The 16,143-nt window shown below is 58.6% G+C and carries 14 protein-coding genes and 1 pseudogene; 14 read left to right on the forward strand and 1 reads right to left on the reverse strand.

Annotated elements, in window-relative coordinates:
* Window positions 1-4 precede the first annotated feature (4 nt).
* Genes kdpC through AO726_RS13665 form a run of 3 tightly spaced genes read left to right on the forward strand, consistent with a single transcriptional unit; the run spans window position 5 to window position 3,932 of the window.
* A complete protein-coding gene (gene kdpC / locus AO726_RS13655; RefSeq protein ID WP_058068609.1) occupies window positions 5-571 on the forward strand; it encodes a potassium-transporting ATPase subunit KdpC in 567 nt (188 codons plus the stop codon).
* 5 nt (window positions 572-576) lie between these two features.
* Window positions 577-3,237: a sensor histidine kinase gene (locus AO726_RS13660; protein WP_058068610.1), complete on the forward strand. Its 2,661-nt coding sequence runs from the start codon at window positions 577-579 to the stop codon at window positions 3,235-3,237.
* A gap of 2 nt (window positions 3,238-3,239) precedes the next feature.
* Window positions 3,240-3,932 carry a response regulator gene (locus tag AO726_RS13665; protein ID WP_058068611.1) on the forward strand — a complete coding sequence of 231 codons (693 nt, stop codon included), beginning with the start codon at window positions 3,240-3,242 and terminating at the stop codon, window positions 3,930-3,932.
* A gap of 10 nt (window positions 3,933-3,942) precedes the next feature.
* On the opposite strand, the gene AO726_RS13670 is transcribed toward AO726_RS13665, so the two are convergent.
* A complete protein-coding gene (locus AO726_RS13670) occupies window positions 3,943-4,986 on the reverse strand; it encodes a patatin-like phospholipase family protein (RefSeq protein WP_058068612.1) in 1,044 nt (347 codons plus the stop codon).
* A 224-nt stretch (window positions 4,987-5,210) separates the two neighbouring features.
* Between AO726_RS13670 and selD the strand changes: the two genes are divergently transcribed.
* From selD to AO726_RS13720, 11 genes and pseudogenes are all read left to right on the forward strand, one after another.
* Window positions 5,211-6,245: a selenide, water dikinase SelD gene (selD, locus tag AO726_RS13675; protein WP_058068613.1), complete on the forward strand. Its 1,035-nt coding sequence runs from the start codon at window positions 5,211-5,213 to the stop codon at window positions 6,243-6,245.
* Window positions 6,245-7,345 (forward strand): tRNA 2-selenouridine(34) synthase MnmH, encoded by a 1,101-nt coding sequence (mnmH, locus tag AO726_RS13680; RefSeq protein ID WP_058068614.1) that lies wholly within the window; start codon window positions 6,245-6,247, stop codon window positions 7,343-7,345. The genes selD and mnmH overlap by 1 nt, the downstream gene beginning before the upstream one ends.
* Before the next feature lie 70 nt (window positions 7,346-7,415).
* Entirely contained in the window at window positions 7,416-7,694 is a 279-nt protein-coding gene (locus AO726_RS13685) for a hypothetical protein (RefSeq protein WP_058068615.1), read from the forward strand.
* Window positions 7,694-8,302, forward strand: a complete 609-nt coding sequence (locus tag AO726_RS13690; RefSeq protein WP_058068616.1) for a flavin reductase family protein — start codon at window positions 7,694-7,696, stop codon at window positions 8,300-8,302. Before AO726_RS13685 ends, AO726_RS13690 begins: the two co-directional genes overlap by 1 nt.
* A gap of 1,018 nt (window positions 8,303-9,320) precedes the next feature.
* A pseudogene (locus AO726_RS21600) lies at window positions 9,321-9,596 on the forward strand (HAMP domain-containing protein); the annotation flags it as partial.
* Between the two features lie 141 nt (window positions 9,597-9,737).
* Window positions 9,738-10,451 (forward strand): methyl-accepting chemotaxis protein, encoded by a 714-nt coding sequence (locus AO726_RS21605; protein WP_446737427.1) that lies wholly within the window; start codon window positions 9,738-9,740, stop codon window positions 10,449-10,451.
* A 90-nt stretch (window positions 10,452-10,541) separates the two neighbouring features.
* Window positions 10,542-11,456 carry an AAA family ATPase gene (locus AO726_RS13700; RefSeq protein WP_058068618.1) on the forward strand — a complete coding sequence of 305 codons (915 nt, stop codon included), beginning with the start codon at window positions 10,542-10,544 and terminating at the stop codon, window positions 11,454-11,456.
* A complete protein-coding gene (locus AO726_RS13705; protein ID WP_058068619.1) occupies window positions 11,453-12,409 on the forward strand; it encodes a DUF58 domain-containing protein in 957 nt (318 codons plus the stop codon). Before AO726_RS13700 ends, AO726_RS13705 begins: the two co-directional genes overlap by 4 nt.
* A complete protein-coding gene (locus AO726_RS13710; RefSeq protein WP_058068620.1) occupies window positions 12,406-14,421 on the forward strand; it encodes a transglutaminase family protein in 2,016 nt (671 codons plus the stop codon). The genes AO726_RS13705 and AO726_RS13710 overlap by 4 nt, the downstream gene beginning before the upstream one ends.
* A gap of 52 nt (window positions 14,422-14,473) precedes the next feature.
* On the forward strand, window positions 14,474-15,241 hold the full coding sequence (locus AO726_RS13715; RefSeq protein WP_058068621.1) for a CHAD domain-containing protein: 768 nt from the start codon (window positions 14,474-14,476) through the stop codon (window positions 15,239-15,241).
* Window positions 15,242-15,340: 99 nt separating this feature from the next.
* On the forward strand, window positions 15,341-16,138 hold the full coding sequence (locus AO726_RS13720; protein ID WP_058068622.1) for an acyl-CoA thioesterase: 798 nt from the start codon (window positions 15,341-15,343) through the stop codon (window positions 16,136-16,138).
* The last annotated feature ends 5 nt before the right edge of the window (window positions 16,139-16,143 follow it).

Consider the following 16,143-nt stretch of genomic DNA (forward strand, 5'->3'; position numbering starts at 1 on the left):
TCAAATGTTGACTTATATTCGTCCCGCTCTCGCTGTGTTGGCCTGTATGACTGTACTGACTGGCGTGGTCTATCCGCTGTCAGTCACGGCTGTCGCGCAGCTTGCCTTCCCAGAGCAGGCCAATGGCAGCCTTGTTCAAGATAGCAGCGGTGTAGTACGCGGCAGCCAGTTGCTGGCACAGCGCTTTGATGCGCCGCGGTGGTTCCATGCACGGCCTTCAGCCGGTGATTACGCCACTGTGGCCAGCAGTGCGAGCAATCTGGCGGCAAGCAATCCAGCGTTGGTACAGCGCATTGCAAAGGAAGCGGCACTGCTCAAGGGCGACAATGCAGCGCCGGTGCCGATGCAACTGGTGACTACGTCCGGCAGTGGGCTTGATCCGCATATCTCAGCGGAAGCCGCGCAGTTTCAAATCCAGCGCATTGCCGCTGCCCGAGATATGCCAATAGGGGCGCTGGAGAAGCTGATTACAGAGCATGTACAACGCCCTCTGATCGGCCCGCCGGTGGTCAATGTGCTGGCACTTAACTTAGTGCTCGCGGACAATCCCTCCATCTCGAGGAGTGAGTAGAGCGCATGAGGGATTCAGATCGGGCGGATGCCCTGCTGGAAGAGCTGCCAAGGGAAGGGCGCGGGCGGCTCAAGGTCTTTCTCGGCGCTGCTCCGGGCGTGGGCAAGACCTACGCCATGTTGCAAGCGGCCCAGCGCCAGTTGCAGCAGGGCGTGGATTTGCGTGTCGGCGTGGTGGAAACCCATGGCCGGGCAGAAACCGAAGCCATGCTCAACGGCCTGCCGCAACAGCCTTTGCTGCGCACCGAATACCGGGGCATGCAGCTGAGCGAAATGGATTTGGACGGCATTCTGGCCAATCCGCCGCGCCTGCTGCTGGTGGATGAACTGGCCCACAGCAATGCGCCCGGCAGCCGTCACAGTAAACGCTGGCAGGATGTGCAGGAACTGCTTGACGCTGGCATCGACGTCTACACCACGGTCAACGTGCAGCACCTCGAAGCGCTGAATGATCAGGTGCGCGACATCACCGGCATACAGGTGCGGGAAACCCTGCCGGACTGGGTGTTGCAGGAAGCTGACGAAATCCTCCTGATCGACCTGCCGCCTAGGGAGCTGCTGGAGCGCCTGCGTGAAGGCAAGGTATATGTGCCGGATCAGGCCCGCGCCGCGATTGATGCCTTCTTCAGCCAGACCAACCTCACCGCGCTACGCGAGCTGGCCATGCAGACGGCTGCAGCGCGGGTAGATGCTGATCTGCATCGACGCTATCGCCAACAAGGCGTGACGGCTCCGGCCGTGCGCGGTTGTCTGGTGTTGGGCATTGATGGCGACAGCCATGCCGAGCGGCTGGTGCGGCACGCCTGCCGGGTTGCGGAGCGGCGTCATCTGCCTTGGTCGGTGGTACATGTAGACACAGGCCGGGAGCGTTCTGAGGAGCGCTTGGGCTACCTGCAAGCGGCGCAGCAACTGGCTGAGCGGTTGGGGGGCGAGGTAGTGCGGCTGCGCGGGACTAGCTTGGCCCGAACCCTGATCGAATATGCCCGCGAGCGCCATGCCAGCCTGATTCTGATTGGCCGCAATCCACGTCGTTTTGGTGGCGACTGGTTGCCCAGGCGCGGCTTGGCTGAGCACCTGCTACAGCAACGATTGGGCATGGAAATCAGCGTGCTCGATGTGCCGCAAGACGCCGAAATCAAGCCCCGGCGCAGTTCAAAAATCTTTGCCTGGCGCAATTACTGGTTGGCTGCTCTGGCCACTGCCGCAGCCTCCGGTGCAGCGCTGGGGCTGGCCAGCGTATTGGAGCTGCCGAATATCTCGCTGATTTTCCTCGCTGCCGTCTTGCTGGTTGCTGTGCGCAGCAGTTTGGGGCCTGCACTGGTTTGTGCCGGACTGTCGTTTCTGGCCTACAACTTCCTGTTTATCTCGCCGACGATGACCCTGACTATCGCCCGGCAGGAGGACGTGCTGACGCTGCTGTTCTTCCTGATGATGGCGGTGCTGACCGGCAATCTGGCCTCCCGCCAGCGTCGACAGTTGCATGCGCTGCGTGAGACCCAATCAGAAACCACGGTGCTGCTACAGCTTTCGCGCAAACTGACTGCTGCGACAGACAAGCAGGCAGTGCTGGCCGCGGCCATGCAGCAATTGGAGTTGTGGCGGGATGTTGAGGTGCGTGTTCAGTCCCGCACGGCTGAAAACAGCTGGGTAGTCGATGCTGGAAATACGCGGGAGTTGACTGAGCAGGAAAGGGCAGCGGCCGATTGGTCCTGGCAGCACGAGCAACCCGCCGGGCTAAGTACCGATACCTTGCCCGGCGGTAGCTGGTGGTGGTTGCCGCTGCTGGGGGAGTCAGGGCCGATGGCGCTGTTAGGTGTGAGCCCAAAAGAAGGCATTGAGCTGTCTGTCGAGCGTCGTCGCTTGCTCAGCGCTCTGGGCCAGCCGCTGGCGCAGGCACTGGAGCGGGCACAGTTGGCGTCTGATCTGGAAGCGGCGCGCCTGCACGGGCAAACCGAAGAGCTGCGCAGTGCCTTGCTGGCTTCTGTGTCCCATGACCTGCGCACACCGTTGACCGCCATGCGCGGCTCCATCGACAGCCTGCTGGCACTGGGCGAGCAGATACCGCCGGATGATCGCCGTGAGTTGCTGGAAGGCACACGGGATGAAGCCGAACGGCTGGATCGCTACATCCAGAATCTGCTCGACATGACCCGCCTTGGTCACGGCGGCCTGAAGCTGGCGCGGGATTGGGTGGCGCCAGCGGATATTGTCGGCAGTGCCTTGCAGCGTTTGCGTCCGGTGTTGGCACCTTTGCAGGTGGAAACCCAGATGCCGCAGGAGCTGCCGCTGCTGTATGTGCACGCAGCCCTGATCGAACAGGCGCTGGTCAATGTGCTGGAGAACGCTGCACGCTTTTCGCCTGCACAAGGCCGGCTGCGGGTGGCTGTTGAGATCGATGCAGAAGAACTGCGTTTTATTGTCAGTGATCAGGGGCCGGGTATTCCTGAGCATGAGCGGGACAAAATCTTCGACATGTTCTACACCGCCAGTCGTGGTGACCGCGGCGGGCAGGGCACCGGTCTCGGTCTGGCGATTTGTCAGGGTATGATCGGCGCTCACGGAGGACGCGTGAGTGTGGGCGACGGGTTGGATGGCCGCGGTGCCAGCCTGATCCTGCATCTGCCCATGCAGCGCCAGCCATTACCGGAAGAGGAGCCCGACGACTAATCATGAGTGCTAATCCCGCAACCGTTCTGGTCATCGACGACGAGGCGCAGATTCGCAAGTTTCTGCGCATCAGCCTGTCTGCACAAGGCTACAACGTGCTGGAAGGTGCCAATGGCCGCGAAGGGCTGGAGCAGGCAGCATTGGGCTCGCCTGATCTGGTTGTGCTGGACCTCGGTTTACCGGATATGGACGGGCAGGACGTGCTGCGCGAGCTGCGCAGTTGGTCTGCAGTGCCGGTCCTAGTGCTGTCTGTCCGCGCCAGTGAAGGGGAGAAAGTGCTGGCGCTGGATGGCGGCGCCAATGATTACGTCACCAAGCCGTTTGGCATTCAGGAGTTTCTGGCGCGGGTGCGGGTATTGCTGCGCCTGTCCGTCAGCCCTCAACAGACCCTTTCGCAGATCAGCAGCGGCCCGCTACAGGTGGATTTCGCCTATCGCCGGGTCACGCTTGATGGCAGCGAAATCAGCCTGACCCGCAAGGAATACGCCGTGCTGGCTCTGCTGGCCCAACACATTGGCCGCGTTGTTACCCAGCAGCAATTGCTCAAAGATATCTGGGGCCCCAGCCATGTCGAAGACAGCCACTACCTGCGGGTTGTCGTCGGCCATCTGCGGCAGAAACTGGGGGATGACCCCACAGCGCCCCGGTTTATCCTCACCGAGGCTGGCGTGGGGTATCGCTTGCGGGAGTCATAAACGAAAGCGCTTAACGCTCCCCGCGCTCATACTTATCCAACGTATCGCTGGCGATCTGCCGTCCCAGCTGAATAAGCTCTGGCGCGCGGTAGAACTCGAAGAAGCGACAGATGCGTTTGGGCACGTTGATCAGAATGTCCGGCGGGTAGCCTGCGATCTTGTATTGCGCCAGTGAGGTTTGCATCACCTCAAAGCTCTGGTTGACCAGTTCCAGCAGGGAGGCCGGGCCGTGTAGTTCAGCGAGGCGGGTGCCGCTGGCGTTGGTGCGGTTGGACTTACTGTTGGTATCTTCTTCAACCCGGCGTTGCCAGGGGTTGATGGCCTCTGCAGGCACGCTGTCCTGATTGGCCTCGATTAGTAGTTGTTCGTCGGACTCTTCGAGGTCTTCGGCATCATTGGATTTGCGCCGCAGAGTGGGCAGGCGCGAGCCGATTGAACTCATCAGGTTGTCGAAGCGACCTTTGATCACAGGCGTTCGGGTGATGACTGGCAGCTCGTATTGCGTCTGGTTGGTGGCGTTAAGGTTGACCGCCACAATCAAATCGCAATGGCTGGCTACAACCGGCACGATGGGCAGTGGGTTAAGCAGGCCGCCATCGACCAGAATGCGGTTGCCCTGGACGACAGGGGTGAACAGGCTGGGAATTGCGGCCGATGCGCGCATGGCCTGATGCAGATCGCCTTCCTGAAACCAAATTTCCTGCTGGTTGGTCAGGTCGGTGGCAACGGCGGTGAAAGGGATTGGCAGGTCTTCGATATTAATTTCACCGAGTATTTCGTGGATTTTGCCAAAGACCTTTTCCCCGCGAATGGCGCCAAGGCGGAAGCTCACATCAAGCAGGCGCAGTACGTCGAGGTAATCAAGACTTTCGGTCCATTCCCGGTATTCATCCAGCTTGCCTGTTGCGTAGATGCCGCCAACCACGGCTCCCATTGAACAACCTGCGATACAGCCTATTTCATAGCCGCGGGCCAGCAGTTCATCGATCACGCCGATATGGGCATAGCCCCGTGCTCCTCCTGAACCAAGAACCAGTGCAACGCGTTTACTCATCTTTAATTCCCCTGACCGAAGGGCTGAACATACCTAGGGCCATATCTAAAAACTACCTGCGTTGGAGTTGCAGGGCGAAAAACCGTTGGAGCACGAGTTTGAATTAAATACTCATTTGTATTGTTAAGACTGTGATGCCTGGGTTGTTAGAGGTGACCATGGGCCGTCCTGCCTGGGCTCTATTTGTTAAACTAACGGGCTTACTGAGGTAGAGACCCTTTTCCATGAGCGAGCCCATCAGACTGACCCAATACAGCCACGGCGCTGGTTGCGGGTGCAAAATTTCCCCCAAAGTGCTGGAAGTGATTCTGGCTGGCAGTGGCGCGCAGAATCTCGATCCGAAACTCTGGGTCGGCAATGCCTCCCGTGACGATGCAGCGGTTTACGCCATCGACGAAGAGCGCGGCGTTGTATCTACCACTGACTTCTTTATGCCGATTGTTGATGATCCATACGACTTCGGGCGCATCGCGGCAACCAATGCCATCAGTGATATTTACGCGATGGGCGGTGACCCGCTGATGGCCATCGCCATTCTGGGCTGGCCGGTTAATTTGCTGCCGCCAGAAGTGGCTCGCGAGGTCATTCGCGGCGGTCGTGCGGTGTGTGATGCGGCGGGTATTCCGCTGGCGGGTGGCCATTCGATTGACGCGCCAGAGCCGATTTTTGGCCTGGCTGTAACCGGGTTGGTCGATAAGCAACATATGAAGCGTAACGACAGTGCCACAGCCGGTTGCCGCCTGTACCTGAGCAAGCCGCTGGGTATTGGCATCCTCACCACTGCTGAGAAAAAATCCAAGTTGCGTGCAGAAGATGTAGGCCTGGCCCGCGACTGGATGTGCACACTTAACAAGCCCGGCAGCCGTTTTGGCAAGTTGGCCGGCGTTAAGGCCATGACGGATGTCACCGGCTTCGGCTTGCTCGGCCATCTGCTGGAAATGGCCGATGGCAGTGGCCTGACCGCGCAGCTTGAGTTTGCCAAAGTGCCGCGTCTGCCGGGTGTTGGGTATTACCTGGAGCAGGGCTGTGTGCCGGGTGGCACCTTGCGCAACTTTGACAGCTACGGCGACAAGGTTGCACCGCTGAGCGAGCAGCAGAAGTCTCTCTTGTGTGACCCACAAACCAGCGGCGGCCTTTTGGTTGCTGTAAGTCCTGAAGGCGAGGCTGAGTTCCTGGCTGTTGCCGCTGAATTGGGGCTGAATCTTGAGCCGATTGGCCAGATGCTGGAACGACAGCGTTATGCGGTTGAGGTGGTGTAATGCGCGATAACGCCACGGATTACCGCAGCCTGTTTATCAATGATGTACCGATGATGGACGCCCGCGCCCCAGTTGAATTCAGCAAAGGCGCATTCCCCGGAGTGATCAACCTGCCGCTGATGAGTGATATCGAGCGGCAAAAGGTCGGCACTTGTTACAAGCAGCAAGGCCAGCAAGCTGCGATTGAGCTGGGCCATCAACTGGTCAGCGGCGCGGTTAAGGCTGAGCGTATAGAGGCTTGGGCGGCGTTCGCCAAAGCGAATCCAGATGGTTATCTGTATTGCTTCCGGGGTGGTTTGCGCTCGCAGATTGTTCAGCAGTGGCTGAAAACTGAGGCGGGCATTGAGTACCCCCGTGTGATTGGTGGCTATAAGGCTATGCGGACCTTCCTGCTTGAAACCATCGAGCAGGCTGTTGAGCAGTGTGATCTGGTGTTAGTCGGTGGCATGACCGGGACCGGCAAAACTGAGGTTATTGCCCAGTTGAGCAACAGTCTGGATCTGGAAGGGCATGCCAATCACCGCGGCTCCAGCTTCGGCAAGCGCGCCACAGCGCAGCCACCGCAGATCGGTTTCGAAAACGCGTTGGCCGTCGATATCCTGAAAAAGCGAGAGGCGGGCATTAATCAGTTTGTGTTGGAGGACGAGGGACGCATTGTCGGCTCCTGTTCGCTGCCGCATGTGCTTTACCAGCGGATGCAGAGCCTGCCGCTGATCTGGCTCGAAGACAGCTTAAACAGCCGCATTGAACGCATTCTTAAAGATTACGTGGTGGATTTAAGCGCCGAGTTCATTGAGCTGTATGGCGTGGAAGAGGGCTTTCGCGCATTTGCCGAGCGTCTGCAGCAAAGCCTGACTAATATCGTTAAACGTCTGGGTGGTGAGCGTTATCAGCGTCTTGCGGACATCATGCAGCAGGCGTTGAGGGAACAGGAGCAAGGTCGCGGTGTCGATACTCATCGCGGCTGGATTGAAGGACTGCTAACTGAGTATTACGACCCGATGTATGTATTCCAACGCGAATCCAAGGCCCCGCGCATCGAGTTTGCCGGGGATCAGGCTGAAGTATTGGCTTACTTGCGGGCGCGTAAGCAGGGTTGAGCAGGCACTTTTACAGGGATTGCAGATCAAACTACCAGCCAATAACTCTAATTATTCTGGGAGATCAAAGATGAAAGTGTTGATCGCGTTATCTGTCGCGCTGCTGGTTCTGACCGGCTGTGCGGGTAAAACAGCTTATCGCAACAGCTGTGCTACTCAACTGGATGCGGCGTGGAAAGAACTTGATCTGGCCAAGGCTGACGGCTTTGCTGGCACGGTCAGTTACTCCAAGGCACTGTCGCTGCTGACGGCTGCCAAAACCCAGCAGCAATTTGAAAGTTATGAGGGTTGCACGGCCAAGTCCGAGCGTGCCCGGTTCTATATTCGTGAGTCGCGTGCGGGGCGTTGATGCAAATAGATTTCAGCAAGCTGGAGCCACTGGAGCGTTATCGCTGGCTGGCCTCAACCATCACACCACGGCCAATTGCGTGGGTTTCCAGTCTGTCGAAAGAGGGTGCCAGTAACCTGGCACCGTTCAGTTTCTTTCAGGTGATCAATGATGATCCGGCTACGTTGCTGGTAAACATCAACCACCGCGAAGATGGCAGCTACAAAGACACGCTGATCAATGTGCTGGAAAGCGGCGAGCTGGTGATCCATCTGGTCGATTTCGAACATGCCGAACAGATGAATGCTTCATCAGCTCAGTTGGCTCATGGTGTCAGTGAGTTTGAGCAGTGCGGGATCGCTAGCGTATCCTCTACGCAGGTCAAACCGCCTCGGGTTGCAGGCGCTGCCGTGGCCTTTGAGTGCCGTCTGGCGCAGTCCATGCCTTATCCGCCGCAGGCCCCCAATTGCCATCTGCTCTTTGCCGAAGTGTTGGTGGCTCATATTGATGAGCGTGTGCTGGATGAAAAAGGTCGGGCGGACCCGCAGCGTCTGGATTTGGTCGGCCGTCTGGGCGGTATGTCTTATACGCGCACCCGTGATGTATTCACCATGGTGCGTCCTACCTGAGCTTCAGGTTTGAGTATTTGTCGGGCCAATCGCCGGGAAATACCTCAAAAACGACACTCACTTAGCTGATTCCACCCGTGACAGGCTTTCTGGCTTGTCGCGGGCACGGCTATTTCCATATGGTTCCAAACAGTTGTCAGACAGTGCAACGCTGTCTGCTGTGGCTTCTGAAAGGAAATGCGCTATGTGGAGTGTTTTGCAGCGGCGTTTCGCCAGCCTGAGTACAGCCTATAAGCTTTCGTTGGGTTTCGGGGTTGTGCTGATACTCACGATCTTGGTGGCAGTCACAGCCTTTTGGGCCTTGCAGGCACTGAGTCAGCGTTCTGAGTTGCTGGTGCGCATGAGTGGTATCAATACTCAGGTCATGCAGCTTCGCCTTACCCAGCAATCCTATTCCCTGACTGGAGACAAAGCGCTGTTTGAAGGCTTGAATGAGCAGGCGCAAGCGATGCTGGAGGATACCGGCGCTTTGCGTGTTGATATGTCCGAGAGCGAAGGACGTCAGCTGGTGGCAGCTGATGAGGCGCTTGAGTCATTCAGGGCTGGTTTCGTGCGCTATGTGGAATTACGCGACAACATGCATCTGGCCCTGGATGCAGCCAACTGGTTGGTATTAAGTGCTGCGAACAGCCTTGATTTGTTGAGTGAAGGACTTGCTGAAGACGGTCTGGATCAGATGCGTGAGAGTCAGGGGCTGGAAGGCGACGCAATGGTCGTACAGGCCGGGCAAATCAGTAAAATTCACCAGTTAATTCTCAGGGCGATGGATCAGGCTCGGGCTTATCTGGAAAAAAGCCGCAGCGCCGGTGATTCCGTACCGAGTAAGATTTCTGAGGCTGTAGAAGCGCAAACACTGGCCGAAGAGTTAAGTAAATCCATGGACGACCCGGGATATGTCGCTGTCTTGGGTGAAGTAATTGGCAATCTCAACTCTTTTACAGATCGCCTCAACGAATATGCCTCTCTGGTTCAGCAACAGCAAAGTGAGTACCTCAATTTGGTCCAGCAGGCTGAGCGCATGCTGGAGCAGGTCGGGCAAGCCTATGAACAACAGCGAGCACAATTGGCTGCACAGTTACAACGCAGTACCTGGTTGATCGTACTGGCAGCAGGGTTGGCGTTGTTATTGGGGCTGCTTTCGACACTCACGATCACGCTCTTGATTGTGCGGCCGCTGCGCGAGGTGACTGTGCAGGCACAGCGGATTGCTTCAGGCGATTTGAGTGCGCGTATTGAAGTCGCGCGCAGTGATGAAATCGGCCAGTTGCAGGCAGCGATGGGCAACATGGCGCAGAACCTGCGGGAGATGGTCGGGCAGTTGCAGGATGGTGTTGAACAGATTTCGACTTCTGCGCAGTCGCTTTCACAGGTGACTGAGCAGACGCGTGTCGGTGTTAACGGGCAAAAGCTGGAGACGGATCAGGTCGCAACCGCCATGACTGAAATGAGTGCAACCGTGCACGAAGTCGCCCGCAGTGCAGAAACTGCTGCTGCATCAACAGCACAAGCTGATCAGCGCGTGGGCAATGGTGTCAGTGTGGTGAAGCAGACATTGGGGCGAATTGACCAGTTATCAGAGGCTCTGAACATCAGTGCCACCAGCATCGAGCATTTGAGTGCTGAAACACAGCGGATTGAGTCGGTCCTGGATGTCATCAAGGCGGTTGCCGAGCAAACAAACCTGCTTGCCCTCAACGCAGCGATTGAGGCCGCGCGGGCAGGCGAGCAAGGCCGGGGCTTTGCGGTTGTGGCGGATGAGGTCAGAGCGTTGGCGCAACGTACGCAGAAGTCCACTGCGGAGATTGAGAGCCTGATTGGGGCTTTGCGCGAGGGTAGCCAGCGTTCGGTCAGTAACATGAGCCGCAGTAGTGGTCTGATCGCTCAGGTGGTGGCGGATGCACAGCAAACCGAAGTGCAGCTGACGCAAATTGCCGAAGCGGTCAGCCAGATATATGAGATGAATCAGCAAATTGCTGCCGCAGCTGAGCAGCAAACGGCTGTGGCTGATGAGATTAGCCAGAGTGTGACCAGTATTCGGGGCATTGCCGAAGAGTCGGCATTGGCTATGGATGACTCGGCCAATGCCAGTGTCCGCCTGGCCCAGCTCGGGAGTTCGCTGCGGGAGATGGCAGGACGTTTCCGTCTTTAGCGTTATGTATTGGTGAGCAAACATTACATGGCCCTTTGCCCCGAGCGCGCCTGCAAGTAGCATCGTCCCACCTTCACTAAGGAGTGGACGATGCGAACAAAGCTCGAAGCCTGTCTGGACGCGGTTAACCAACTGGTGCTGGGCAAGGAGGGACAGGTCAGATTGGCTATGGCCTGCCTGTTGGCCCGTGGTCATCTGCTCATCGAAGACTTGCCCGGTATGGGCAAAACCACCCTCAGCCACGCCCTGGCCCGTGTTCTGGGGCTGAGCTTTCAGCGGATTCAGTTCACCTCTGACTTACTGCCCGGCGACATTCTTGGCACTTCGGTGTTTGACCGGGAAAGCGGGCAGTTTGTATTTCATCCCGGGCCAATCTTCGCCGAACTGGTCCTGGCAGATGAAATCAACCGTGCCACCCCGAAAAGCCAGAGTGCCTTGCTTGAGGCCATGGAAGAGGGGCAAGTGACGATTGAGGGTGCGACTCGGCCTCTGCCGGATCCATTCTTTGTCATCGCGACCCAGAATCCGGCCAATCAGGGTGGCACCTTTGCTTTGCCCGAGTCTCAGCTAGACCGCTTTCTGATGCGCATCTGTTTAGGTTACCCGGCTCATGCTGCTGAGAAGGCGCTCTTGCAAGGCGAAGGGCGACGTACATTGTTGCCTGCTTTGCAGCCCTTGTTGGATCACCGCGAACTGGCTGAGATACAGACGCTGATACCGACTGTCAGGGCCAGTGACGCCTTGCTGGATTACATTTTGCGGCTGGTCGATGCCACCCGTACTCAGGCGCAATTCACTTCAGGCCTGTCGCCACGGGCGAGTCTGGCGCTGCTGGCGGCGGCAAGAGCATGGGCCTTTATGGCCGGACGTGATTATGTAATTCCCGAAGATGTGCAGGCGGTGCTGCCAGCGGTGGCTGGCCATCGCTTGCGTGAGCCGGCGGAGGCTTCGGGGCAGGGCGGCCCGCTGGTGCAAGGTTTGCTGCGAGAGGTGCCGGTGCTGTGATAGCCCGTGCCCGTACAGTGTGGGGGCGGTGGTTGGCCAAGCGGATTCCGGCGGCCAGCAGCGTACAGCTCAATCAGCGGCGGATTTTCATCATCCCGACTCGGGTGGGTGTGGCGTACATGGCGGCGCTGCTGTTGATGCTGCTGATGGGCATTAACTATCAGAACAGCCTGGCCTATGCCCTGACATTTCTGCTGGCTGCTGTCTTTGTCGTGGCGATTCTGCACACCTATCGCAACCTGGCCGGGCTGCGGCTTAAGGCCGGACGCTCGCCTGCGGTTTTTGCGGGCGAGGAGGCAGCATTCGGCATCGTTCTTGAGAGCCAGGACAAGGTACATCAGGCCATTAGCATTGGCTGGCCGCCGCAACCGCTGTTGACCGTGGATGTAGCGCCCGCAGCGAGCTGTGAGTGTCAGTTAAGCCATGCGACGCAGCAGCGGGGATGGCTTAAACCGTCACGTTTGCGCGTGGAAAGCCGCTTCCCGCTGGGCATTCTGGTGGCTTGGAGTTGGGTGGATCTTGATCAGCGGGTGTTGGTCTATCCGCGCCCTGTGGAGGGCGAGCTGACACAAAACGGCGGGCTTGATGAGGATGCCGACGAGGAGGGACGCACAGTTTCCGGTGCAGGCGTGGACGATTATCAGGGGCTACGCACCTACCAAGCGGGTGATTCGAAGCGTCGTCTGCACTGGAAAGCCTATTCCCGTGGCCAGGGGTTGCTGGTTAAGGACTTTGCTGCCATCAGTGGGCGCGACTGGCTGTTGGATTTTGACGCCTTAGGTGGCGATACCGAGGCCCGGCTTTCGCTGCTCTGCTACTGGGTGTTGAAACTGGATGCGGCGCAGCTCGGTTATGGCCTGAGTTTGCCTGGGCAGCAGGTGCCCGTTGCCAGCGGCGAGCAGCAGCGCGAGACCTGTCTGCGGGCGCTGGCTTTGTTTGGGCAGCCTGCATGAGCCAGAGCGCAGCGATTCCACGTATCAGCCTGATCTGGCTGATGGTCGCTCAGGTGCTGGTGATCGTGCCGCACCTGGCTTATTTGCCGGTTTGGATCATGCTGCTGTGGCTCGGCTGTGCGCTGTGGCGAGTGCAGATTTACCGCATGCGCGCACGCTATCCCGGTCCGTTGATCAAAGCCGGATTGATAGTGGCGACCGGGGCGGGCGTGATGCTGTCGCGGGGAACGCTGGTGGGGCTGGATGCCGGTGTGGCGGTATTGATAGCCGCATTTATCCTGAAAATGCTGGAAATGAAGAGCCAGCGTGATGCGCTGGTGGTGATTCTGCTCGGCTTTTTTAGCGTGGCTGCAGCCTATCTGTTTAACGACAGCCTGCTGGCGGCTGTATACAGCGTATTGCCGGTAGCGGCCTTGCTAGCGGCGCTGATTGGCCTACAGCAAAGTTCATTGGCCAGTCAGCCCTGGCCGACTGCTCGTCTGGCTGGAAGTCTGTTGCTGCAGGCCTTACCAATCATGTTGCTGCTGTTCGTGTTCTTCCCTCGGATTGGACCGCTGTGGTCCTTGCCGGTGGCGGATAACAAGGCCCAAAGCGGCCTGTCGGACAGCATGTCGCCCGCGGATATTGCTGATCTGAGCCGCTCCGATGCGCTGGCGTTCCGGGCCAGCTTTGAGGGGCAGACCCCGCACCGCAGCGAGTTGTATTGGCGGGCGCTGACACTGGATCAGTTTGATGGTCGCCGCTGGTCTCAGTCGGGCTATAACAAGTTCGCCCCAGCGTCGCCCTGGCAGAAGCAAGGTGACAGCCTGAGTTACAGCATCATCATGCAGCCTAGCGCTAAGCCTTGGTTGTTTGCGCTGGATGTAGCGCAGACCAGTCAGGAAGCCACGCGGCAGATGAGCGACTTCCGCTTGCAGCACAGAAAGCCCATCGAGCGGCCTTTGCAGTATCAGGCGCAATCTTGGCCAGAAGCGCTGCGTGACCTTGAGCTGAGCGCGGTGAACCGCAGGCATGCGCTGCAGTTGCCTGAGGCTGGCGATCCGCGCAGTCGGGCCTGGGCAGCTGAGCTGCAGCAGCAGTTCCCGCAGCCTGATCAGCTGGTGCAACAGCTACTACAGCATTTCAACCGCGAACCCTTCGTCTACACCTTACGCCCGCCGTTACTGGGGCAGGACTCGATTGATGAGTTTCTGTTCGACAGCCGCCGTGGCTTCTGCGCCCATTACGCCGGGGCGATGACCTTTATCCTACGTGCGGCGGGTATTCCTGCGCGGGTTGTGGCGGGTTATCAGGGCGGCGAGTACAACCCGGCGGGCAATTATGTGCAGGTACGTCAATTCGATGCCCATGCCTGGGTTGAGTATTGGCAGCAGGGGCGGGGCTGGGTGTCGGTTGATCCGACCTTTCAGGTGGCCCCGCAACGCATTGAGCAGGGGCTCGAAGAGGCCATTGCGGAAGAGCAGAGCTTTCTTGAAGGTTCCCCCTTTTCACCGCTGCGCTACCGCGACCTGGGCTGGTTGAATGACCTGCGCATGAACTGGGACAACCTCAACTACGGCTGGCAGCGTTGGGTGTTGAATTACCAGACAGAGCAACAGTTAGCGTTTATCCAGCGCTGGTTGGGGCGTATTGATGCTCCGCGGGTGGCAGTCGCACTGGTCGGCAGCGCTGCCCTGATACTGAGCTTACTGGCGCTGTGGTTGTTTAAGCCCTGGCGGCGTGAGCGGGATGTCAGTAAACGCCTTTACCTGAAGTATTTAGCGCTATTGGCACGTCACGGCGTCGATTCGTATCCCGGTGAGGGCGCTCGGGCATTGGCTGAACGTGCGGCTGCTCAGTTGCCGGAGCAGGCCGAGGCCATCCGGGCATTTGCCGGTGCCTTTGAGGCCATGCGTTATGGAGCCGGTGAGCATTCGGAGCAGCAACTGCGGCAGCGCCTTAAGTCGCTACGTCGCGCATTACCTTGGGTGTTTCCACGATTAGACAGGCGTGTCAGTCGAGGAGGCTTGTAGGAATATTCTTGAGGCGTAGTCTGTGCAGTTCGGACTGCACAAGGAGCGTTCAATGTCTGCAATCGAAGTGGATGTGCTGAAGCACGTGTTGAGTTTGCAAATCAGGTTGTATGCCTGCCGCGAGCGGCTGGTCGCTGCCACCGACGGAGAGGCCCTGCATGATTTACGTATTGCGCTGCGTCAGCTACGAAGCCTGTTAAGGCCACTGCGCGGGTTGGCCCGCTGTGATGAGCTGTCTGAGGCAGCCGCACAATTCGGCCGCCTCAGCGGGCCAGTGCGTGATCTGGAGGTGCTGCAAGCCTACTTGCGCAAGCAAGGCCTGAGCGCCGCTGCGGATGTACGCTTAGCGCGGTTGCGGACCGCTTACACAGGGCTGATCAAAAGTCGCCAATTGAGTCAGCTGTTCAGCTTGTTGGATCAGTGGCCGCAGGCCTGGCGTGAGTCAGGCCTGGAGGATCACCCTGAGCAGGTGCGCCAGTGTGTCGATAAGCGCATCCGCAAAGACAGCAAACGACTCTACGCCGCCTTGAATGATCCCGCCCACGATCGACATCAGCTGCGTTTGCTGGTCAAGCGCTTGCGCTATGCCCTTGAGGCGTATGCACCTGAACAGGCCGGCCATGTCGGTCTCAAACGTGCACAGTCGGCCCTTGGCGATTGGCACGATCACCTGCAATGGCTGAGCCGGGCTGAAGTCGAAACCGATCTGCAACCCTGTGCCGACACCTGGCAGCAGGCTATGTATGCGGCGCAGACGCTCGCGGATGAAGCACTAGCGCAATTGGCTACTGATCGGCTGTTCAGTCGCTGGCACCGTTAAAGGCTAGGTTTACGCACGCGTCTTTGGCCGAAATGACCTGTTAGGTATTTTCATCTTTGACCTATGATCGTGCCCTCATGTGGCTTGAGGTGCGTGCAGATGGAGTTTTCACACTTATTACAGGCAGTCAGGGATAACCCGGATTCGGTCACGATCCCGCCACAGTGGGGGCAGGGGCGTGCCAGTTTCGGCGGTTTGGTGGCAGCCATGATCTACCAGGCGATGCGCGCCAAGGTCGGCGCTGAGCGGCCGGTACGCTCGCTGGCCATTACTTTTGTTGGCCCTGCTGCAGCCAATGTGCCGCTGAGCTTTGAAGTTGAGGTCTTGCGCGAGGGCCGGGCTGTCAGCCAACTAATGGGAAGGGTGGTTCAGGACGGGCAGGTGGTCACTCTGGTGCAGGGCAGTTTTGGGGCCGGGCGCGAATCAGTGCTGGATCTGCCCGCAACACCTGCGCCACAAGCGCCGGCAGCCGATGAATGCCAGGAAATGCCCTATATTGCCGGGGTGACGCCGGAGTTCACCCGCTATCTGGCCATGCGCTGGTGTTACGGAGGAATACCTTTCAGTGGCACGCCTTCGCGAACAATGGGTGGTTGGGTGCGGATGCGCGAGCAGGCACAAGTTGAAGCCGTTGATGAGGCTCATTTGCTGGCGTTGGTTGATGCCTGGCCTCCAGCGTTGTTGTCCTACCTCAACGCTCCGGCGGCGGGTAGCTCGCTGACCTGGACCATTGAGTTCGTACAGCCTGTAGCCACGCTGACGACGCAGGACTGGTGCCTGTATCAGGCCAACATTGAGCATGCGCGGGATGGTTACGGCCACGTCGCTGCCGCATTGTGGTCAGCACAAGGGACGTTATTGGCGATTAGCAGGCAGACCGTTGCAGTGTTTGCCTGAACGGC

Source organism: Pseudomonas sp. TTU2014-080ASC (assembly GCF_001446935.1).
Lineage (GTDB): Bacteria > Pseudomonadota > Gammaproteobacteria > Pseudomonadales > Pseudomonadaceae > Aquipseudomonas.